The organism is Marinobacter sp., assembly GCF_044799475.1.
Taxonomy (GTDB): domain Bacteria; phylum Pseudomonadota; class Gammaproteobacteria; order Pseudomonadales; family Oleiphilaceae; genus Marinobacter.
Map to the genome: position 1 here is coordinate 2771906 of NZ_CP085217.1, position 21173 is coordinate 2793078.

Annotated in this window: 17 protein-coding genes; 15 read left to right on the forward strand and 2 right to left on the reverse strand. The window is 59.8% G+C overall.

Translation table 11 applies throughout. The annotated features are described in order from the left end of the window. Positions 1–51: 51 nt before the first annotated feature. Positions 52–666 (reverse strand): hypothetical protein, encoded by a 615-nt coding sequence (locus LG327_RS12810; protein WP_404362358.1) that lies wholly within the window; start codon positions 664–666, stop codon positions 52–54. Positions 667–825: 159 nt separating this feature from the next. On the opposite strand from LG327_RS12810, the gene LG327_RS12815 reads away from it, so the two are divergent. The 10 genes from LG327_RS12815 (at position 826) to LG327_RS12860 (ending at position 12008) form a co-directional block, all read left to right on the forward strand. Then, positions 826–1839, forward strand: coding sequence for a DUF58 domain-containing protein (locus LG327_RS12815; protein ID WP_404362360.1), 1014 nt, complete (start codon positions 826–828; stop codon positions 1837–1839). Then, positions 1836–3899 carry a DUF3488 and DUF4129 domain-containing transglutaminase family protein gene (locus LG327_RS12820; RefSeq protein WP_404362362.1) on the forward strand — a complete coding sequence of 688 codons (2064 nt, stop codon included), beginning with the start codon at positions 1836–1838 and terminating at the stop codon, positions 3897–3899. Before LG327_RS12815 ends, LG327_RS12820 begins: the two co-directional genes overlap by 4 nt. Before the next feature lie 9 nt (positions 3900–3908). Continuing rightward, on the forward strand, positions 3909–4943 hold the full coding sequence (gene holB, locus LG327_RS12825; protein WP_404362364.1) for a DNA polymerase III subunit delta': 1035 nt from the start codon (positions 3909–3911) through the stop codon (positions 4941–4943). Positions 4944–5056: 113 nt separating this feature from the next. Next, positions 5057–5407 carry a PilZ domain-containing protein gene (locus LG327_RS12830; RefSeq protein ID WP_404362366.1) on the forward strand — a complete coding sequence of 117 codons (351 nt, stop codon included), beginning with the start codon at positions 5057–5059 and terminating at the stop codon, positions 5405–5407. A gap of 16 nt (positions 5408–5423) precedes the next feature. Next, positions 5424–6335, forward strand: a complete 912-nt coding sequence (locus LG327_RS12835; RefSeq protein WP_404362368.1) for an alpha/beta fold hydrolase — start codon at positions 5424–5426, stop codon at positions 6333–6335. After that, on the forward strand, positions 6325–7245 hold the full coding sequence (locus LG327_RS12840; RefSeq protein ID WP_404362370.1) for a DUF4892 domain-containing protein: 921 nt from the start codon (positions 6325–6327) through the stop codon (positions 7243–7245). Before LG327_RS12835 ends, LG327_RS12840 begins: the two co-directional genes overlap by 11 nt. Before the next feature lie 34 nt (positions 7246–7279). Further along, positions 7280–8521, forward strand: coding sequence for a patatin-like phospholipase family protein (locus LG327_RS12845; protein WP_404362372.1), 1242 nt, complete (start codon positions 7280–7282; stop codon positions 8519–8521). 104 nt (positions 8522–8625) lie between these two features. Further along, complete coding sequence (gene prmB, locus LG327_RS12850; RefSeq protein ID WP_404362374.1) at positions 8626–9534, forward strand: 50S ribosomal protein L3 N(5)-glutamine methyltransferase; 909 nt, start codon at positions 8626–8628, stop codon at positions 9532–9534. A gap of 185 nt (positions 9535–9719) precedes the next feature. After that, the gene (aroC, locus tag LG327_RS12855; protein WP_404362375.1) at positions 9720–10823 is read left to right on the forward strand and encodes a chorismate synthase; all 1104 of its coding nucleotides are present in this window, start codon (positions 9720–9722) and stop codon (positions 10821–10823) included. Positions 10824–10901: 78 nt separating this feature from the next. Further along, positions 10902–12008: an MFS transporter gene (locus tag LG327_RS12860; protein WP_404369413.1), complete on the forward strand. Its 1107-nt coding sequence runs from the start codon at positions 10902–10904 to the stop codon at positions 12006–12008. A 34-nt stretch (positions 12009–12042) separates the two neighbouring features. On the opposite strand, the gene LG327_RS12865 is transcribed toward LG327_RS12860, so the two are convergent. Next, the gene (locus LG327_RS12865; RefSeq protein WP_404362377.1) at positions 12043–12909 is read right to left on the reverse strand and encodes a LysR family transcriptional regulator; all 867 of its coding nucleotides are present in this window, start codon (positions 12907–12909) and stop codon (positions 12043–12045) included. A 145-nt stretch (positions 12910–13054) separates the two neighbouring features. On the opposite strand from LG327_RS12865, the gene leuC reads away from it, so the two are divergent. From leuC to LG327_RS12890, 5 genes are all read left to right on the forward strand, one after another. After that, positions 13055–14473: a 3-isopropylmalate dehydratase large subunit gene (leuC, locus tag LG327_RS12870; protein ID WP_404362379.1), complete on the forward strand. Its 1419-nt coding sequence runs from the start codon at positions 13055–13057 to the stop codon at positions 14471–14473. 19 nt (positions 14474–14492) lie between these two features. Continuing rightward, entirely contained in the window at positions 14493–15140 is a 648-nt protein-coding gene (gene leuD, locus LG327_RS12875; RefSeq protein ID WP_404362381.1) for a 3-isopropylmalate dehydratase small subunit, read from the forward strand. A gap of 73 nt (positions 15141–15213) precedes the next feature. After that, positions 15214–16287, forward strand: coding sequence for a 3-isopropylmalate dehydrogenase (gene leuB, locus LG327_RS12880; RefSeq protein ID WP_404362383.1), 1074 nt, complete (start codon positions 15214–15216; stop codon positions 16285–16287). Positions 16288–16407: 120 nt separating this feature from the next. Next, positions 16408–17523 carry an aspartate-semialdehyde dehydrogenase gene (asd, locus tag LG327_RS12885; RefSeq protein ID WP_404362385.1) on the forward strand — a complete coding sequence of 372 codons (1116 nt, stop codon included), beginning with the start codon at positions 16408–16410 and terminating at the stop codon, positions 17521–17523. 427 nt (positions 17524–17950) lie between these two features. Continuing rightward, complete coding sequence (locus LG327_RS12890) at positions 17951–21151, forward strand: FimV/HubP family polar landmark protein (RefSeq protein WP_404362387.1); 3201 nt, start codon at positions 17951–17953, stop codon at positions 21149–21151. Positions 21152–21173 lie beyond the last annotated feature (22 nt).

Below are 21173 nucleotides of genomic sequence, written 5' to 3' on the forward strand. Positions count from 1 at the left end.
GGATGCCATTTCTGAATTAGCCGAAGGCCTGCTCATTACCTGAAAGGCTACTTACTGATCCGGCACCGCAATAGAGAGATCAAACCCACCACCCGGCCTGGGGTTCAGCCGAATCGGACCTTCATTGATTGCTCTCGGCATGTCGATGGTGCCTACCCCCGGCGGGTTGCCGATGGAGAAATTGACGTTCTGGCCGTCGAAGCCAATGCCCAGCTGGTCGTTCAGGAAGGTCTGGGTGAAGGGCTCATCCGGCACCTGCAGCTGCTGGCCAAAAATGATCGGTGATATTTCGGGTATGAAGTTGGCCGCTGGCTGGGCGCGGGCCAGTTCTTCCTGGGGAAGCAGGATGGCGCGGCGCAGGAATTCCTCTTCTGCATCGACCAGGGCATCGTCCTTGCCCTTTTCTTCGTAACGTCTGAGGGCGTCCAGGTAAGCCTGTTCCTCGGACTCCGAGATCACAGGTTCGCCAGGGGAAATGGTCAGGGAACGAATTACCCGCTGCCTTTCTTCCGCAGGCTTCTGCTGCTCCCGGGGAACAACGATAATGGCGGAATCCCTTACGTAGGTGTCAACCATTTCGCCGGATGTCAGAGCCTTTACTCCAGCATGAGCGGGCAGGGCCATCGCGCTGGCAAGCGCAAGGTACATGGCATTTCGACGAATCATGATCGGCCTCTCAATACTGGCAATGCAGACAGTGAACTATCTGGTAGAGTATTTGGTCAGAGACGCCACAATTCAAGCGGTTTCTGGCGGATTTGTGACCGCAATCGGTAACGCCCGCAGGATTCTTTCGGCAAACGCCGCCCAACCCGGAAACAGTGCATGACTGCAGTCCTGAAACGACGATGGACGGCATGGGTAAACCGCCGCATTCCCCGCACGGACAGCCAGCGATTCGAACAGCGCAACATCTTTATCCTGCCTTCCGGGGCCGGCGTGGTGTTCGGCATTCTGTTGCTGATCATGCTGATTACAGGGATCAACTACCAGAACAGCCTCATTTACCTGCTTACCTTTATGCTTGGTGCCGTGTTTGTGGCTGCCATGCACCAGACCCACGCCAATCTGTCCGGTGTGGGAGTGACTCTGGTCCGGGCCGGCGAGGGATTTGCCGGTGAGGACATTGCCTTCACCCTGCGCCTGGCAACGGCTGCGCGGGATGCCATTGCCATTGAACTGACCCCGGACAGCCGAGGGGAAAAGGAGAAGCAGAAAAAGCCGGAGAAGGCTGCCCCGGCACCGGAAATTCAGACCATTCCTGCCGGGGAAATCCGAGATCTGTCCCTCACGATTCCGTCCACGAAACGGGGCCCCCTGGCCCTGGACCGGGTGAGGGTGGAGACACGCTTCCCCTTTGGTCTGCTGTTTGCCTGGTCCTGGATGCGGCCTGAAAGCTCCGGCCTGGTCTATCCCAGACCGGTGACGCCGCCCCAGGCCATAACGCCGGAAATGGAAGGCGATGAATCCGTGGCGAGCCATCCGGCGGCTGGCCATGAGCACGCGGAACTCCGGCCCTGGCGGCAGGGGGATATGGTGCAGCGGGTGCAGTGGAAGCGCTATGCCCGGACCGGGGAGATGGTGATTGCTGACTGGGAGGGGGAGCAGGGCAGTCCGCAGTGGCTGGATTATGGGTCCTTCCCGGGTGCGGACACGGAACTCCGTCTCAGCTATCTGGCGGCCCAGGTGCTGGACCGGGAAAGCGCCGGCCGGCTGTTTGGTCTGCGGCTGCCTGGTCAGATTATCGACCCTGACCAGGGGGCGTCCCACGTCCGCCGCTGCCTCCGTGCGCTGGCACTGTTTGGCATCAAAGGCGAATCAGCAGAGGCAATGTCATGAGTGGCCACAGGGAGCAGTTGCCATCCAGAGCCCTGCTGTGGCTGATGGTCGGGTTCGGTCTGCTGGTTCTGCCCCAGTGGGACCGGCTTCCTCCCTGGCTGATCGCTGTCTGCGGGCTGCTGGCGGCCTGGCGCTGGTTTGCCCAGCAGGGCAGCATCCGGCTCCCGGGCAGGCTGCTGCGCTTCGGTGTCATGCTGGCCACGACAGCGGTTTATCTGGCCACGGTTCAGGGCCGGTTTTCGGTGGATACTGCCTCGTCGTTCTTTGTGCTGGCAGTAGGCCTGAAATGGCTGGAAACCCGGTCCTCCCGGGATTTTTATGTGCTCTTTTTCATCCTGATCTACCTGGCGGCGATCAATTTCCTGTTTCAGCAGGGTATCGGCTGGACCCTTGTCAATCTGGCGGGCGTCGTGGTGGTCTTCATTGGATTGCAGGTTCTCAATGCGCCGGATCTCAAAGGGGCGAGCATGGCGGGTTCGCGCCGTCTGGGCATGATGCTGCTGAAAACGGCCCCCATAGTGGTGCTTCTGTTTGTGTTTTTCCCCCGTATGGAACCCCTGTGGAGTGTTCCCCTGGCTTCCGGCAAGGCCCGAACGGGTATAAGCGACACCATGACGCCTGGCTCGATTTCCGATCTGGCCCAGAGCAGCGAGCGGGCTTTCCGGGCTACATTTGGCAGCGAAATTCCCGCTCACCCTGACCGTTACTGGCGGGGCCTGATTCTGGACGAACTGGATGGCGACACCTGGCGGCAGAGTCAGCAGCCGCCATTCGAACGACTGGCAAGGGTGGATCTGGATCCAGGCGTCAGCGAGCTGAAGAGCAACGAGTACGAAATCCTGATGGACCCTACCAGCCAGCGCTGGGTATTTGCGCTCAGTGATTCGGTGCCGGTTTCGGACAATATTGTGCCCGCCCCGGGGGATCTTTTCCGTCTGCAGCGCCCTGCAGATACCACTGTGCGTTACCGGCTTGCCCTGGCCGGAGACGGCGCTTCGGATACCGGAGGCCTGTCACCGGAGGAGCGTCGGCGGTTCCTGCAGCTGCCGTCATCCGGCAACCGCCGGACCAGAGCACTGGCAGACACTCTGCGGCAGGCTTCATCCGGCCCGGCGGAACTGATCAGTCGGTTTCTGAACCGGCTTAACACCGGGGATTACTATTATACCCTGCGACCTCCGGCCATGCCTGTTAACGGCATAGACAGCCTGCTGTTTGATGACAGGCGCGGCTTCTGCGCCCATTATGCCGGCGCCATGACCTTCCTGCTGCGGGCAGCGGGCATTCCGTCCCGGGTTGTGGTTGGGTATCAGGGGGGCTCGCCGGGGGCGGACAATGAATACCTGATTGTGCGCCAGTACGATGCCCACGCCTGGGTTGAGGCCTGGCTGCCGGGCTCCGGCTGGGTTCGTGTCGACCCGACAGGGGCCATAGCCCCGGAGCGCATCGAGTCCGGCCTGCGGGAGGCCATGGAAGAAGAGGGCTCCTTTCTGGAAAACGAATGGGCTTCCGCTCAGCGTTATGGCGACATTGCCCTTGTGCACTGGGCATCCCTGAAGCTGGACCAGCTCAACTATCAATGGTCCCGCTGGGTGGTAGGCTATCAGGGCCAGTCCCAGATGGACCTGATGTCCCGCCTGCCGGGGAACTTCAGTCTGCGGCAGCTGGGCTATGTAACCGCGGGCCTTATTGCTGCGGCGTTGCTGGTGGCGGGGCTGATCACTCTGGTCCGCCAGGGCAGGGGCCGCTCGTCAGATCCGGTACAACGCATGATTGGCCGCTGGCACAGGTTGTTGCAGCGCTACGATGTAGAGCCCCGGTCGGGAGAAACCCCCGACCAGTTGGCCAGCAGGGCCGGCCAGGCCCATCCCGCTGCAGGAAAGCCACTGCAGGCCTTTGCTGCCATGGTAAACAATCATTACTATAAGCCCTCCCGGAGCGGGAAGCGTCCCGATGCTGACCGCATGAGAAGGCTGTTGCGTGCCACCAGACAGGCCCTTCAGAAACAGAATAATCCCGGCCGGGCCAGCCAGAAAGGCGCCGGAAAAAACCACAGCTGAGTGAACCCAATGGCACAGTCGCAAAACCCCATGAGCTGGCATGCAGCGCCCAGATCGCAGGTCACCGCCAGGCTGGCGAAAGGTCAGCTGCCCCATGCGCTTCTGATTGGGGGTGAGCGGGGGGTAGGCAAGCGCCGGTTTGCCGATGACCTGGCGCATGTTCTGGTCTGTGAGCAGCCACTCGGAGAGGATGCAGTGCCCTGCGGCCGGTGCAAGCAGTGCGAGCTGATTGCGGCAGATACCCATCCGGACGTGCGTCATTACGCCCCGGAAAAGTCCCGGATGATCAAAATTGACCAGATCCGGGCTCTGTCAGCGTTTGCCGTGGCCTCACCCCAGGTGGCTCAGCGCAAGATCATCATTGTCGACCGGGCTGACCAGCTCAACATCAACTCCGCCAATGCCCTGCTGAAAACCCTGGAAGAGCCAACAGCCGACGTGGTGCTTCTGCTCCTGCAGGAAACCGGCCGGCCGGTGCTCCCGACTCTCAGGTCCCGCTGCCAGAGCCTGATCATTGCCACTCCCGGTGTGGAAACCGCGTCGGAATGGCTGGCAGGTGAGCTGGATCAGGAAGGGACGAAGATCACCGCGACGGCGGATGACCGGCGGCAGGCCCTGGAAATGGCCAGGTTTGCCCCGCGTCTGGCACTGGAATACCTGACCGGTGATTATCTGGCGCTACGGCGGGAAGCCCTGGATGTGTTTCGCCGTTTCATGAAATCGGAAGTGTCGGTTTCCCAGGCCGCCCGGCCTTTCAAGGCACTGGGCGCGGAAACCACTCTCTGGCTGATGGAGGTCTGGGCCTCGGATCTTGCCAGAATCCAGGCTGGCGCCGAGGGTCGGGACAGGGAAGCCGCTGACATGCTTGGTTTCCTTGCTGGGGTGAACCCGCCCTGGCGGGCCCATGAGCTGCTGGATGCGGTTCGGGAAGGACGTTCGGCGCTGGTTTACAATGCCAATCCCGAACTGGAAGCGGAGCGGCTTCTGCTGCAGTGGCAGGGGCTCATGCCGGTGCGACGCCGCCGGCCCAGCCAGGCGCACTGACGCGAATTGCCGGATGGCCTCCTGCGATCTGTGCGGGGCCCGGTCAGGCTGCTATGATTGGAACATCACACCAACACTGATCCACAACGTTAGACGACACGAAGGATTTGACTATGGGGCCTGGTTTTGGCGCACGCAGTGGCATTCTGACCCTGACCATCAAGGACAAGGCAGTGCTTTACGCAGCCTATATGCCATTTATCCGCCAGGGAGGCCTGTTCATTCCTACCCAGAAGCAGTATCAGCTGGGAGACGAGGTATTTCTGCTGCTCAACCTGATGGATGAGCCGGAAAAGCTTCCAGTGGCGGGCAAGGTGATCTGGATTACCCCCAAGGGTGCCCAGGGCAACCGCGCTGCGGGCATCGGCGTGCAGTTTACGGGAGATGACGAATCCGCCCGGAACAAGATTGAATCCTACCTTGCGGGTGCCCTGAGCTCCGACAGACCCACTCATACCATGTAAGGCTCCCGTCCGTTTCATGAACGACTCCCTGGCCAGCAAGCCTGCCGTAGAAGGCAAAGATACCTATCAGGAAATCCGCTGGCCCCTGGGCCACCTCACTCTTGCCGGCCTGCACTGGCCATGCGAAAAGCCGCAGCCAGAGGCTCCTCCCGTTGTGATGCTCCACGGCTGGCTGGACAACTGCCTTTCCTTTGTCCGGCTAGCTCCTGAGCTTCGGAGTTTCGCGGATGTGTACGCCCTTGATATGGCCGGTCATGGCCACTCAGGGCACAGACCACAGGGGCAGAGCTACCTGCTGGTAGATTACGTGGCAGACCTTGCTGAAATGGTGGACGCCAGTTTTTCCCGGCCTGTCGACCTGGTGGGCCATTCTCTGGGAGGCATAGTGGCATTACTTTACGCCGCGGCCTTTCCGGAGAAAGTGCGTAAGCTGGTTCTCATCGACAGTTTCGGGCCCATCAGCAAAACTGCGGACGAGGCGGTGGCACAGCTCCGGCGGGGCATCATCAAGCGTATATCCGGCTCTGGCAGCAGTGGCGGTTATGCCACCCGGAAAGAAGCGGGCCGGGCCCGCGCAGGTGGACTTAGCCCGCTTTCTCCGGAAGCGGCTGAACAGCTGGTGGGCAGGAATCTCAGACAGGCGGGCGACGCCTTCGTCTGGCGGACTGATCCCAGGTTGCGCCACCCCTCACTAACCATGTACACCGAAGATCAGACCCAGGCGTTTATCCGCTCGGTGAAGGCGGATACCCTGCTGATCCGCGCGGAAAAGGGCCTGCTTGGCAATCCCGCGCACTGGCAATCACGTATGGAAGCAATGCCGTCTCTGAAAGAGGTGGTTGTGCCCGGTTCCCACCACTGCCACCTAGATGGCGATACCCGCCCGGTGGCCGATGCAGTCAGGGGTTTTTTGATCAATGAGCATTGAAAAAACACGTTTTCGATCAGGTCCCGGAGTTATCTTTTTGCTGGTTGCCATGGCAGTTGCAGTGGTAACTGCCGGGGGCGCTACGGCTGAAACCATTAGTCCGTTTCCCAGGGCCACAGTGGAAAAAGAACGACCGATCGTATCCTCGGGGCATCTTGTTATCCTGAGCGCGTTGCGGGAAGTCAACAACGAAATCCGTTCCGAGTCCATGGTACGGCTTGATGTGGAAGGCAAGGGTCAGCTGCTGCAGATCCGCCCGGATGCCAGCCGGGCACAGGCCCGGCAGTATTATCTGGATGAACTGGATGCGCGCAATGCAATCATTCTCTATCGCTGTACGGGGAGGAATTGCGGTCGTAGCAACGTCTGGGCAAACCAGATTTTCGGTGAAGCCAGGCTTTACGGACGGGATGAAGACCAGGACTATATTGCAGCGGCTTACACGGACGACGAAGGCCAGATCCAGGTGGTGCTGGTCTATACGGTGACCCGTGGCAGTAATCGGGAGTATGTCTGGGTTGAACAGCTGAAAACCGAAGATGGCGCCATGCTGCCCGGATTCACAGCCGGGTCATCCCGAATCCTTGGCCCTCTTGTGGTGCCCTGGGAAGGTGGGGTGACTTTCCAGTTTGAATACAGCACCAATGCCCGCCGGCAGTTGCAGGAATGGGCTGCGGAGCCGGGCAGCCGGGTCCTGATCAACAGTTTTACCACTCTGAAAGAGAAGGAGTCGGTAGCCGATGCCATGGAAAGGGCGCAACAGGCGGCCGACGCGATTATGCCCCTGCTGGGCAAAGCCGGGGTAAGCCGTGACCAGATGGTCCCGGTAATTATTGGCCCGGCTGTGACCCTTGACCGACCCGGCCGGACTGGAAACCGGATTGAGCTCAAGGTGGTTTCACAGCCGTGAACTGTAGCCCGGCTTCAGGGAGCGACAGCAGAAGATGAGCAAAAAAAAAGACACCCGGAATACTGAAGATTCCGAAAACGAGGAAGGCTCCCCGGAAAGCGGGGAGACTGGCAGGGGTGTCGCCGAGCGGTCTTCCACGAAAAAGGACCTGCGAAGCGGCCCGCGGAAAAAATCAGGTCGCGGCAGAACCGTGGCGCTCACCCTGGGCAGCGGCGGCGCCAGAGGTTATGCCCACATTGGCGCGATAGAAGTGCTGGTCGAGCGGGGCTACGAGATCACGGCGATTTCCGGATGCTCCATGGGGGCACTGATCGGGGGCGTTTTTGCCGCCGGCAAGATGCAGGACTACAAGGACTGGGTCACCGGCCTTGGCCAGTTCGATGTCCTCCGGCTGCTTGATGTTTCCCTGTCTTCCCCTGGAGCCATCCGTGGGGACAAAATCTTCTCGGTCGTTCGGGAAATGATTGGCAACATCCAGATCGAGGATCTGCCCATTGCCTACACGGCAGTTGCCACGGACCTTCTTGGCCACAGGGAAATCTGGTTTCAGGAAGGCCCCCTCCACCAGGCCATTCGGGCCTCGGTGGCCATTCCCGGCGTTGTTACCCCGGTGGTGTTGAATGGGCGGGTGCTGGTGGACGGTGCCCTTCTGAACCCCCTGCCTATTGTTCCCACCATTTCCTCCCATGCCGACCTTGTGTTTGCGGTCAACCTCAGCGGCGAAGAAGAGCGTGGTCAGCAGGTTCCGGACGCGGTTTTCGAGCAGGAAGACGACAGCGACATGGACGAGTGGATGGAAAAGATGCGCACCAAAGCCTCGCGCTGGCTCGACTGGGATATGCTGCGCTCGTTCATGAGTCGCCGCGACTCCGAAGAGCCGGACGACGAAATTCCGGTTGAGGACAGGATCGCGAGCGTGGCGGCGAAACAGGCACGGAAGGACAAAGAGAAAAAGAAGAACAAGGAGGAAGCTGACAGGAAAGATGAAGACGAGGAGCGCGAGGCGGAGGAACCCGAGACCATTGCCTGGGATCGCCTGGGTATTGGCAAGTTCGATATAATGAACCTCACCATTGAAACCATGCAGAGCGCCCTGGTCCAGTACAAAATCGCGGGTTATCCGCCGGACCTGCTGGTGAATGTGCCCAAGAACGTCAGCCGGACCTATGATTACCACAAAGCCCCGGAACTCATTCAGATTGGCCGGGAACGGATGACCCGGGCACTGGACAGGTTTGAAGAGGATGAAAACAGCTCCGGCCCCATGGCCGTCTGACGTTGAGGGCTTCCCGGCTGCAGAATGCGCGCTGATAGGCGTATAATGCCGACCTTTCGATAACCGCCGCGCAAGGCGGCTCTGCAACAAGGACCCGGTTACCCGTGATACAGCCCATAGATGACCTGCTTACCATTCGTGACCTGGTGCGTTTCGCCTGCACCCGGTTTGCCGGTTCCGAGCTTTTTTACGGCCATGGCACGGACAACGTCTGGGATGAAGCCGTCCACCTGGTCATGCGAAGCGTGAATCTCCCCCTTGAAAACAACACCCTGTTTCTGGACGCGAGGCTGACCCGGGAAGAGCGCGGGGTGATCCTGGAACGCCTGGACCGCCGTATAAACGAGCGGATCCCTCTGGCCTACCTGCTGGGTGAAGCCTGGTTTATGGGGCTGCCGTTCCGGGTTGACGAGCGGGTGCTGATACCCAGATCACCGTTTTCAGAACTGCTTCAGTCCGGCATGCAGCCATGGATTGGAGACAAGCAGGTCAACCGGATTCTGGATCTGTGCACCGGCAGCGGCTGCATCGGCATCGCGGCGGCCCTGGTATTTGAAGAGGCCGAGGTGGATCTTGCGGATATTTCCCCTGATGCGCTGGATGTCGCCCGATCGAACATCGCTCTGCATCAGGTGGGCGACCGGGTGAATACGCTTCAGGCTGACGTGTTCGAGGGCATTTCCGGTCGTTACGACCTTATTCTGAGCAATCCGCCCTATGTTGACGCGGAAGACATGGCGAGCATGCCGGAAGAGTTCCATCATGAGCCGGTACTGGGCCTCGCGGCGGGGCCGGACGGTCTCGATATTGCTCACCGGATTCTGGCTCACGCACATGAACACCTGGCTCCGCGGGGTCTGCTGCTGGTCGAAGTGGGTAACAGCTGGCCGGCTCTGGAGGCGGCCTATCCGGAACTTCCGTTTATCTGGCTGGAGTTCGAACAGGGTGGGGATGGCGTTTTTCTGCTCAGCGCCGAGGATCTGGCCGAATGGCACGCCGGGAAGAATGGCTAAGGTGCTTTGGCATACTGTGGAGTAGTCAGCAAGCGGACGGGGCTTTCCAGAACACGCTGTAAATACGTCCCTGTACGCTCGGCCTCCGCCATCCATGGCTCCGGACGGTTCTGGAAAGCCCCGCCCGCTTGCTGCCCTGGAGTTGGTGGCAATAACTTTAATTTAACAACACAAGATATTGAATTATGTCGGGAAACACCATTGGAAAACTGTTCACGGTGACCACGTTTGGCGAGAGCCACGGGCCTGCGCTGGGATGCATCATTGATGGCTGTCCTCCAGGCATGGAGCTGTCGGAAGCAGACCTTCAGCAGGATCTGGATCGTCGCAAGCCGGGCACTTCCCGCCATACCACCCAGCGTCGGGAGCCGGATGAAGTGCGGATCCTTTCCGGTGTTTTCGAGGGCAGAACCACAGGAACCCCCATCGGCCTGGTGATCGAGAATACCGACCAGCGCTCGAAGGACTACTCAAAAATCTCCGATCAGTTCCGGCCGGCTCACGCCGACTATACCTACATGCACAAATATGGCTTCCGGGATTATCGGGGTGGCGGACGCTCCTCGGCCCGGGAAACCGCCATGCGGGTGGCCGCCGGTGCGGTGGCCCGCAAGTTTCTGGCGGAGCGCCTGGGTATCCGTATACGGGGTTATCTTGCCCAGCTGGGGCCGATTGTCGTGGAAAATCTCGACTGGGACCAGGTTCATCAGAACCCGTTTTTCTGTCCGGATGCCGGCAAGGTGCAGGAGCTGGAAGATTACATGGATGCCCTGCGCAAGGAGGGCAATTCCGTGGGCGCGCGGATCAATGTGGTGGCTGATCATGTGCCGCCGGGACTGGGGGAGCCGGTGTTTGATCGCCTTGATGCCGACCTGGCTCACGCCCTGATGAGCATCAATGCAGTGAAGGGTGTCGAGATAGGCGCCGGCTTTGGCTGCGTTGCCCAGAAGGGCACGGAGCACCGGGATGAGCTGACGCCGGAGGGCTTCCTGTCCAACCATGCGGGGGGTGTGCTGGGAGGAATTTCCTCAGGCCAGCCCATTCGGGCCAGTATTGCGCTGAAGCCGACCTCCAGCCTTCGACTGCCCGGGCGCAGCATCAACGCCGATGGCGAACCTGTCGAGGTGGTAACCACCGGGCGTCACGACCCATGCGTGGGAATCCGCGCGACGCCCATCGCCGAAGCCATGATGGCCATTGTACTGATGGATCATTACCTGCGTCACAGGGGGCAGAACGGGGATGTGAGGGTCTCCACGCCGGATATCGAGGCCAACCGCACCAGCTAACCGGACAGGCAGGTAACGCGTATCTACTGGCGACTTTCCAACCTCTACTTCTGGTTCTTCGCCCTGCTGGGGGCGCTGCTGCCTTATTGGTCCCTGTACCTGGAGGCGCGGGGGTTCAGTTACCTGCAGATTGCCACGCTGATGGCAACCATCCAGCTTACCAAGGTGATTGCTCCGAATCTCTGGGGGTGGCTCGGGGACCGCACCGGCCAGCGGGTCCGGCTGGTGCGGCTGGGCTCTGTAGCAGGTGCAATGTGTTTTCTCGGCGTGTTTCTCGATACCGGCTTTTACGGCCTGATGCTGGTCATGCTGGCCTTTACCTTTTTCTGGAATGCCATACTTCCGCTGTACGAAGTCATTACCCTGCAGGGCCTCGGGCGGGACCGTGAGCGCTACGGACGGATCCGCTTATGGGGTTCGGTGGGGTTTATCCTTGCGGTGGCGGGCATCGGCTGGCTGCTGGACATGCTCCCCATCGCCACTCTTCCCTGGCTGCTGCTGCCGCTTTTTGGCGGTATTGTGGCGGCCGCCATGCTGGTGCCTGCGGATACAGCCACCCGCCCGAAACGCCCGCCGAAGGGCAGCCTGAAGGCCATAGTGTCTGACCCGGCAGTGCTGGCATTCTTTGCCATGAACATCCTGCTTCAGGTTTCCCACGGCGCCTATTACACCTTTTTCAGTATCCACCTGGAAAAACTGGGTTACGACAGGCTGGCCATAGGTCTGCTCTGGTCGCTCGGGGTGATCGCCGAGATTGGGCTGTTTCTGGTCATGCACCATGTCTTCCGCCGCTTCACGGTGCGGCAGATTGCTCTGGTGGCGGTTTTTCTGACGCTTGTCCGATGGATTATGATCGCCGAGCTGTCATCGATTCTCTGGCTGCTTCTCATTGCCCAGTGTCTGCACGCGGCTTCCTATGGCGCGCTGCATGCCATTTCCGTGCACTACATCCAGGGCTATTTTGGCGAGCAGCATCATGGCCAGGGGCAGGCGCTCTACAGTGGCCTGACCTTTGGCGCGGGCGGCGCAGCCGGTGCCTCGCTGTCGGGCTTCATCGTGGATGCCTGGGGCACGCCGCCGGCATTCTGGGCCAGTGCGGCTGCCATGGCCGTTGCTTTTGTGGTCGCCTGGCTCTGGCTTCGTCCGCCTCCCATTCCTGCTGAGGCGCAGGAGCCCCCCGCCTGATAACCGGGTGGGCAGCGCAGCTTATCCAGAATCGTCACCGCAGTTCATCCACAATTGAAAGCAGCGAGCGGGCGGGGCGTGACAACAGCCGCCCCCGCAGACCCACGGCGCCAAGTACCCGGGTCACTGTCCTGTCTACAGGCAGCACACAGAGGGACTCATCCACCATGCTCCTTGGCAGAACGCTCCAGCCCAGACCAACGCTGGTCATCATCTTGATGGTTTCCAGGTAATTGGTGGGCATCTCCGGCGTCAGCGTGAGGTCCGCTTCCAGAAACAGACGGCTGATGGCCCGGTAGGTGGCGGTACCCGGGTCCGGCAGCAGGGCGCTGTAATCCGCCAGGTCCGCCAGTTCCGGCGTCTCAATACGGGTCAGGGGGTGGCTGTTGCCTGCCACGAAGTCCATGGGGTCATCCCACCTGGCATGCACCTCAAAGCTCCTGTCCATGGCATCGTTCAGGGTGACGAAGGCCAGCTCGGCCCTGCGTTTTCGCATGCGGTCAAAGGCGCTTTCGGAATCCATGAACTGCAGGCCCAGATGAATCTCCGGATAGTCCCGGTTGAGACGCCTCAGCCACGCCGGCAGGTGATGCAGGCCGATATGGTGGCTTGCGATGAGGGACAGGTGTCCACCCACCTCGGCGTTATCCGCAGACAGGGCCAGGCGGGCATTGTGCAGCTCATCCAGAATGCGTCTTGCATGGGGCAGCAGCCGGGTTCCAGCGTCGGTGAGAGCCAGCTTGCGCTGGGAGCGGTCGATAACCGGCACCTGAAGGCTTTGCTCCAGGCTTGCCAGACGTTTGCTGATGGCCGGCTGGGTGAGGTTCATCGCATCCGCCGCGGCTGAAAATGAGCCTTCATCCACCACGGCCAGAAAGGCGGCCAAAGCCTGGGTATCCATGGGTCACTGGTCTCCGGTTAAGGATTGCTCCGTTGGGTATTCTAGAATGGAATGGTATTTATAATAAACATGAATTGAGGTTATGGCATCCCGCCCGTATCATTCTACCTCTCAGTCACTCCCATTTTCGCCCTTGGAGGCTTCCATGCCAGGCAAAACGCTGTACGACAAATTGTGGGACGACCATCTCGTCAAGCAGAGAGACGACGGGTCGGCGCTTATCTACATTGACCGTCACCTGCTGCATGAAGTCACATCGCCCCAGGCGTTTGAGGGCCTGCGTCTGGCCAACCGCAAACCCTGGCGCCTGGACGCCAATCTGGCAACGCCCGATCACAACGTGCCAACCACGGACCGCGCCCGCGGCATTGAGGGCATTGTGGACCCGGTATCCCGGATTCAGGTGGAAACCCTCGACAAAAACTGTGATGAATTCGGCATCCTCGAATTCAAGATAAAAGACCAGCGGCAGGGCATTGTTCATGTCATTGGCCCTGAGCAGGGGGCGACGCTTCCCGGCATGACCATCGTGTGCGGCGACTCCCACACATCCACCCACGGTGCGTTCGGCACCCTGGCTCATGGTATCGGGACCTCGGAAGTCGAGCATGTGCTGGCGACCCAGTGCCTGGTGCAGCAGAAGATGAAGAACATGCTGGTGCGGGTGGACGGAAAGCTTCCAGCCGGCGTCACCGGGAAGGATGTGGTTCTGGCGATCATTGGTCGCATCGGGACTGCCGGCGGCAGCGGTTACGCCATCGAGTTCGGTGGCGAGGCCATCCGGGAACTGTCCATGGAGGGGCGGATGACCATCTGCAACATGTCCATCGAGGCGGGTGCCCGGGTGGGGATGGTTGCTGTTGATGACAAGACCATTGATTACGTCCGCGGCCGGCCCTTTTCGCCGAAAGGTGATCAGTGGGAGCGGGCTGTAGACCACTGGCGGACCCTGCACAGTGATGCGGATGCAGTATTCGACAAGGTGGTTGAGCTGGATGCCGCTGATATACGACCGCAGGTTACCTGGGGAACTTCACCGGAAATGGTTGTGGGCGTGGATGGTCATGTTCCGGATCCGGACCGTGAGGAAGACCCCATCAAGCGCGAAGGGATCGTCCGGGCACTGAAATACATGGGCCTCAAGCCCAATATGCCGATTTCTGATATCAGACTGGACCGTATTTTCATCGGTTCCTGCACCAATTCCCGGATTGAAGATCTGAGGGAAGCCGCTGCGGTGGTGAAGGGCAAGAAGGTATCCCCAACGCTGAAACAGGCGATGGTGGTGCCAGGTTCCGGCCTGGTGAAGGTGCAGGCTGAGCAGGAGGGGCTGGACCGGATATTCATTGAGGCTGGCCTTGAGTGGCGTGACCCGGGCTGTTCCATGTGTCTGGCGATGAACGCCGACAAGCTGGGGCAGGGCGAGCACTGCGCTTCCACGTCAAACCGTAATTTCGAGGGTCGCCAGGGTTTCGGTGGTCGCACTCACCTGGTGAGTCCGGCGATGGCCGCGGCCGCCGCGATTGCAGGTCATTTCACCGATATCAGTGAACTGAGCCACTGAGCTGCTGGAGGAGAGAATCATGAGAGCACTGAAAACACATACCGGAGTCGTGGCTCCGATGGACCGGTCCAATGTGGACACGGACATGATCATCCCGAAACAGTTTCTCAAGTCGATCAAGCGCACGGGTTTTGGCCCGAATCTGTTCGATGAACTGCGCTATCTGGATGAGGGCAAGCCGGACCAGGATTCGTCCCAGCGGCCGCAGAACCCGGACTTTGTCCTGAATCAGCCCCGCTACAGGAATGCCAGCGTATTGCTTGCCCGCCGCAACTTCGGCTGTGGCTCAAGCCGGGAGCATGCGCCCTGGGCACTGGATGATTTCGGTTTCAGGGTGATCATTGCACCCAGTTTTGCTGATATTTTCTACAATAACTGCTTTAAGAATGGTCTTTTACCTGTTGTTCTTGAAGAGAATATTGTGGACAAGCTGTTTCAGGAAGCCGAGGCGGAAGAGGGTTTTCAGCTGGCGGTGGATCTTGAGGCCAGGACGGTTACCACGCCTTCCGGAGAATCCTTCACATTTGAGGTGGATGACTTCCGTCGGCACTGTCTCCTCAACGGTCTGGATGATATCGGGGTTACGCTGGAAGATGCTGATGCCATCAAGGCATACGAAGACAGCCGCCGAAAAACCGCACCCTGGCTTTTTGATGCTGCAGGTTGATTGCAGGGCCGGGCTTTGTGGTCTGGCCTGCGCGGCAGTTTAATCCAACAACGGATTTTAGAGGGAAATGTTCATGAGTCAGTCTGTTCTTCTGCTTCCGGGTGACGGTATCGGGCCGGAAATTGTTGCCGAAGCCGAGAAAGTCCTCCACGAGGTCAACGACAATTTTGGCCTGGACCTGCGCTTCGAGTCCGGTCTGGTGGGCGGCGCAGCCATTGATGCGACCGGCGAGCCCCTTCCGAAGAAAACCATGGAGAGGGCCCAGAAGGCCGATGCGATTCTTCTGGGTGCCGTCGGCGGTCCCAAATGGGATCATCTTGAAATGGCCCTGCGTCCGGAGAAGGGGCTGCTTGGCCTGCGCTCCGGCCTGGAGCTGTTTGCCAACCTGCGCCCGGCAATTCTGTATCCCCAGCTGGCGTCGGCGTCTTCCCTCAAGCCGGAGGTTGTTTCCGGGCTGGATATCCTGATTGTCAGGGAGCTTACCGGCGGCATCTATTTTGGTCAGCCCCGGGGCATCCGCACCCTGGAAGGCGGCGAGCGCCAGGGGTTTAACACCTATGTTTACCGTGAGTCTGAAATCCGCCGCATCGGCCGTGTGGCCTTTGAAGCTGCCCGGCAGCGTAACGGCAGACTCTGCTCGGTGGACAAGGCCAATGTACTGGAAGTGACCGTACTGTGGCGCGAGATCATGAACGATCTGGCGAAGGAATATCCGGATGTCGAGCTGAGCCACATGTACGTGGACAACGCGGCCATGCAGCTGGTCCGGGCTCCAAAGCAGTTCGATGTGATTGTGACCGGAAACATGTTTGGTGATATTCTATCCGACGAAGCGGCCATGCTGACCGGCTCCATCGGGATGCTGCCCTCGGCTTCAATGAATGCCGAGAAGCAGGGCATGTTCGAGCCCTGTCACGGTTCAGCGCCGGATATCGCGGGCCAGGGCGTTGCCAACCCGCTGGCCACGATTCTTTCCGTGGCGATGATGTTGCGGTACAGCCTGAATGCAGAAGAAGCGGCCCGCGCCATTGAAGCGGCTGTCAGCAAAGTCCTGGACCAGGGGCTTCGCACAGCCGACATTATGTCCCCTGACGGCCGTCGGGTTGGTACCAGTGAGATGGGGCAGGCGGTACTGGCCGCATTGTAAGAACGCTATTTATATTTCAGACCCGACGGTGGCACGATGCCGCTACCGCGGGATCATCCATCCTGTCCGGAGCCGGCGATAGGGGTTCAGGGCGGGCATAAAATGAGGTTCAAAGGTCGCATGAAGCGAGTTGGACTAATTGGCTGGCGTGGCATGGTGGGTTCTGTCCTCATGCAACGCATGCAGGAAGAAAATGACTTCGCCGATATAGAACCGGTGTTTTTCTCAACATCACAGGCCGGCGGCGCTGCCCCGGATGTGGGCAAGTCGGGCATTCCGCCCCTGAAGGACGCCTTCAGTCTGGAAGAGCTCATGCCGCTCGACGTGATCGTCACCTGTCAGGGCGGCGATTACACCAGCGATATGTACCCAAAGCTGCGGGACGCAGGCTGGGAAGGCTACTGGATTGACGCGGCATCCACGCTGCGCATGAAGGACCACTCCGTCATCGTGCTGGATCCGGTCAACCGCAAGGTGATCGACAAGGCGCTGGACGAAGGTATCAGGGACTACATTGGCGGCAACTGCACCGTCAGTCTCATGATGCTGGCCCTGGGTGGCCTGCTGGAGCAGGATCTGATCGAGTGGGTTTCCCCCATGACCTATCAGGCGGCTTCCGGCTCAGGCGCCAAGCACATGCGGGAGCTTCTGAACCAGATGGGCTCACTGCAGAACAGCGTTGCGGATCTGCTGGCTGACCCGGCATCGGCCATTCTGCAGGTTGACCGGCTGGTGACCGAGAAGATGCGCGCCGCTGATTTTCCCACGGAGCACTTCGGCGTGCCTCTTGCCGGCAGCCTGATCCCCTATATCGACAAGCAGCTTGATAACGGCCAGAGCAAGGAAGAGTGGAAAGCCCAGAGCGAAACCAACAAGATTCTGGGTCGCACCGACAAGCCGATCCCCATCGATGGTATCTGTGTGCGGATCGGCGCCATGCGCAGCCACAGCCAGGCGCTGACTATCAAGTTGCGCAAGGACCTGCCGATAAGCGAAATAGAGTCGATTCTGGCGAAGGCCAATGACTGGGTGAAAGTTGTGCCGAACGACCGGGAAGCCACCATGAGTGAACTGACCCCGGCAAAGGTGACAGGCACTCTGAGTATCCCGATTGGCCGCATCCGCAAGCTGGCAATGGGGCCGGAGTATATCTCTGCGTTCACCGTTGGTGACCAGCTGCTCTGGGGCGCCGCTGAACCCCTGCGCCGGATGCTTCGCATCCTCCAGGAGCGGTGACCTGCGGCACTTAATGCCAACTGGGTCCGGTTTTTGTTAACCGGGTGGGGGCGGAGGCTGTTTTCAGTCTCCGCCCCTGTTATTTTCACGGGCGTTTCTTCATCCTGTCCCGGAAGCTGGGCCAGGCTCCCTGCAGGGCCAGGAATCAGAACTGGCCTGCCTTCTGGCGGTGAAGAAGGATGCCTGTCACCTGAGAGCCATGAGTGAAGACATTGGGTTCCATGGGCTTTGTGAACCAGTGGTGCAAGGATTGAAGCTGATTGATTGATAAAACTGGCTTTATCAACAATACTTGCCCAAATTGATAGACCGGTTTGCCAATAACAAAGCAAAACAAAACTGACGAATTACAGCATAAGTCATCCAACCTCGTCCGATTCTGTTTGAAAAAGCAGTAACGAATAACGGAGACTGGTAAGGAAAAAGCATGAAGGTACGCAAGCTTGCGGTTGCCCTGGCTCTTGCGGGGGGGCTTGGCTCTGGTGTTGCTCAGGCGCTGGGGTTAGGAGAAGTTGAACTTCAGTCCTTTCTGAATGAGCCTCTGGATGCAGAGATTCCCCTGCGCAAAACAGAGGGCGTCAGCCGGGATAACATAATCGTGGAACTCGCATCCCCGCAGAGTTTCGAAAGGCTCGGTATCGACCGGGACTTTTTCCTGACCAATCTCAGGTTCAGTGTGGATTCAGCGCCCGGTGGGGGTCTGGTTGTCAATGTGACATCCAGACAGCCTGTCAGGGAGCCCTACCTGAACTTCCTTATCGAGGTTAACTGGCCCAGTGGCCGGCTGATGCGGGAATATTCGCTGTTGCTGGATCCACCGGTGTACGCCGAGCAGTCAGGGCTCGAAGAGCAGGTGCAGGCGCCAGCTACGACTCAGCCCCGCCAGCAGCAGCCGGCCAGGGCGACACGGCTCCCCACCCAGGAGCCCGCCAGAAACGTTGCCTCCGCGCCCCGTTCCGGCTCGGCCTTTGGCCCGACTGGTCCCTCCGACACGCTATGGGCGATTGCCCAGGCCGCAAGGCCCAGCAATCAGGTGACACCGCAGCAGGTGATGCTGGCCATTCAGGATCTCAACCCCGATGCCTTTATCGGCGACAACATCAATCGCCTGAAGCAGGGCGAAGTGTTACGCATACCCAGCCTTGACCAGGTGCAGCAGCGAAGCCCTGCGGAAGCTGCGCGACAGGTACGCGTCCAGAATGAGGCCATTGCAGCCGGACAGCGACCGGTGGATGCCACGGACGCCGACGATGAGCAGCAAGCGGCCCCGGCCCGTGCCGAGGCCGGCGATGAGCTCAGGCTCATTGCTGCCGATGACGGTGAAGGCCGTACGGCTGACGAGGGCGGATCTGTTGCTGGCACCGATGCGGGCACAGGTGGCGCGGAAGCCGGACAGGCGGTCGCTCTGGAGGAACTGGACCGGACCCGTCGTGAGAACGAAGAGCTCTCGTCCCGCCTGCAGGACATGGAGGATCAGGTCCAAACCCTTCAGCGTCTGATTGAGCTCAAAAACACCCAACTTTCCGAAATGCAGGAAATGGTTGGTGAAGACGCCCCAGCGGAACAGCCCCCTGCAATGGACGGAGCTGGCCCCGAGGCTGATGCGGAAATGACGCCGGGCGCTGACACTGACGCTGCCACCGATGCGCCGGTAGCGGTTGATGAAGACGCGGCGGATATTGCCGACGAAGAGACTGAGACGGAGCAGCCGGTTGAAGATGCAGCGCGAGAGGAAGCAGGGGCAGAGGTAGCAGCAGAAGCTGATGAAGCCGCAGAGCCTGTAACCGAAGAAGCTCCTGCTGCAGAACCCACGGACGAAGCCGGTGAAGTCGCCGAAGCGGAAGACGCTCCCGTGGCTGAACCTGCCCCGGCGGTGACACCTCCTGCGGCGGAACAGCCAGTCAAAGACAAGGGTTTCCCCGGCAATGTAATCGATGAGATCAAGGGCAATACACTTTACCAGGTTGCTCTGGGCGGCGGCCTGATCCTGCTGCTGTTCTTGCTTCTGCTTCTGGCTCGTCGCAATGCCAATCGGGAAAAAGAGTTTTACGAGCAACTGAATCGCGAGTCGGGCACCGAGGAGGACAGCTTCGACCTGGAGGTTGCAGAAGAGAGCGCCGCTGCGGAAGAGCTGGAAGGCGCCGACCCGCTCGCGGATGCAGACGTCTACATAGCCTATGGCCGTCTGGATCAGGCGGCCCAGGCCCTCGAGGGAGCCATATCCCGCGAGCCGAGCCGTTCTGATCTCCGCCTGAAACTGCTGGGCGTCTATGCAGACAGCCAGGACAGAAGTGCTTTCGAAAAACAGCTCAGGGAACTGGAGGCTCTCGAGGACGGCGAGGCCATCGCAGAAGCGGAAGCCCTGAGGCACAGGCTCGAAGAAGCTGAATCCGGACCCAGCATCGACGATCTGGAATCCCAATTGCGTTCAGGCTCGTTCGAGGCGCCGGCAGCGGAACCTGCGAAAGAGGCGGCCGCCGCCGAGGCGGAAGATGAATACAGTTTCGACTTTGAAGAAGGATTCGATCTGGAGGAGCCAGAGGCCGAAAAGAAGGCCGTGAAGGACGAAGAATCTCCTGAATCTGACGACTTTGAGTCGGCGCTGGAAGATCTTGAGCTGGATGAGGAATCCCTGCTGGAGAGTGCCGGCGAGGAGGAGTCTGAGAAGAAGGAAGAGGAATACGGTGCGATCGAATACGATCTGTCCGTTACCCCTGACGAGTCAGAGCTCGATGAAGAGGAAATCGACACGTCAACCGACAAGGATCTCGAGGATCTGAGCCTGGAGCTTGAGAAAGACGCCGAGGACGACTACACCGTCGATTTCAAATCGGACACCACGCTGGACGAAGCCGACGAACTTGCAGAGACGGAAGAGGCGGTTGAGCCCAGAGCGCTGACCGAAGAACCGCTGGATCTGGAAGAGGAAATGCCCTCACTGAAGCCGGAGGACGTGGGTATTGACAGCGCCGAGACCGGCGATCAGGTGTACCAGACGGAAACGCCAAAAGACGATGAAGAGGCCCTAATCCGGGCGGATGACGGGTCACTGGACGAGTCTTTCCTTGACGAACTCGACGCCGAGCTGGAAAAAGTGGCTGGGGAAGACGACATTGAAGGGCTATCCTCCCTGTCCGGCGACGAGCTTGATGACCTTGAGCTGGACGTGTCGGACGAAGACCTTGCCCTCATGGAAGAAGTTGCTGACCGCGGTGGCGAAGAAACGGAAAAGCCAGAGGCGGAAAAGGAAGAGCTGGAACTCGATGTTGAGGATACTCTCAGCGACGCGGATCTGGATCTCGAGCTGGAGCCAGGCACTGATGAAGAGCGGCTGGCGGGTGCGCCCATTGTTGAGCCGGAAGGCCCGGACGTGAGCGAAACCGCAGAAGAAAAGCCACCAGCCAGGCCTTCGGAGTCTCCTGAACTGCAGGAGTCCGATCTTGGGGAAGAAGACGACTTCGACTTCCTGTCGGGAACCGACGAAGCGGCCACCAAGCTGGATCTGGCCCGCGCCTATGTGGAAATGGGCGATGCCGATGGTGCCCGGGACATTCTCGAGGAAGTGGCCATCGAAGGTAGCGAGGAACAGAAGGCCGAAGCCCAGGACATGCTTAAAAACCTGCCCTGATCGTATATAATCGGTTTGTGAC

Coding starts and splice junctions, on each gene's coding strand:
- LG327_RS12840 (WP_404362370.1), top strand. CDS start 6,325: ATGAGCATTGAAAAAACACGTTTTCGATCAGGTCCCGGAGTTATCTTT.
- LG327_RS12865 (WP_404362377.1), bottom strand. CDS start 12,909: ATGGATACCCAGGCTTTGGCCGCCTTTCTGGCCGTGGTGGATGAAGGC.
- LG327_RS12815 (WP_404362360.1), top strand. CDS start 826: ATGACTGCAGTCCTGAAACGACGATGGACGGCATGGGTAAACCGCCGC.
- leuB (WP_404362383.1), top strand. CDS start 15,214: ATGAGTCAGTCTGTTCTTCTGCTTCCGGGTGACGGTATCGGGCCGGAA.
- LG327_RS12890 (WP_404362387.1), top strand. CDS start 17,951: ATGAAGGTACGCAAGCTTGCGGTTGCCCTGGCTCTTGCGGGGGGGCTT.
- asd (WP_404362385.1), top strand. CDS start 16,408: ATGAAGCGAGTTGGACTAATTGGCTGGCGTGGCATGGTGGGTTCTGTC.
- LG327_RS12835 (WP_404362368.1), top strand. CDS start 5,424: ATGAACGACTCCCTGGCCAGCAAGCCTGCCGTAGAAGGCAAAGATACC.
- LG327_RS12820 (WP_404362362.1), top strand. CDS start 1,836: ATGAGTGGCCACAGGGAGCAGTTGCCATCCAGAGCCCTGCTGTGGCTG.
- leuD (WP_404362381.1), top strand. CDS start 14,493: ATGAGAGCACTGAAAACACATACCGGAGTCGTGGCTCCGATGGACCGG.
- LG327_RS12830 (WP_404362366.1), top strand. CDS start 5,057: ATGGGGCCTGGTTTTGGCGCACGCAGTGGCATTCTGACCCTGACCATC.
- LG327_RS12810 (WP_404362358.1), bottom strand. CDS start 666: ATGATTCGTCGAAATGCCATGTACCTTGCGCTTGCCAGCGCGATGGCC.
- holB (WP_404362364.1), top strand. CDS start 3,909: ATGGCACAGTCGCAAAACCCCATGAGCTGGCATGCAGCGCCCAGATCG.
- LG327_RS12845 (WP_404362372.1), top strand. CDS start 7,280: ATGAGCAAAAAAAAAGACACCCGGAATACTGAAGATTCCGAAAACGAG.
- aroC (WP_404362375.1), top strand. CDS start 9,720: ATGTCGGGAAACACCATTGGAAAACTGTTCACGGTGACCACGTTTGGC.
- leuC (WP_404362379.1), top strand. CDS start 13,055: ATGCCAGGCAAAACGCTGTACGACAAATTGTGGGACGACCATCTCGTC.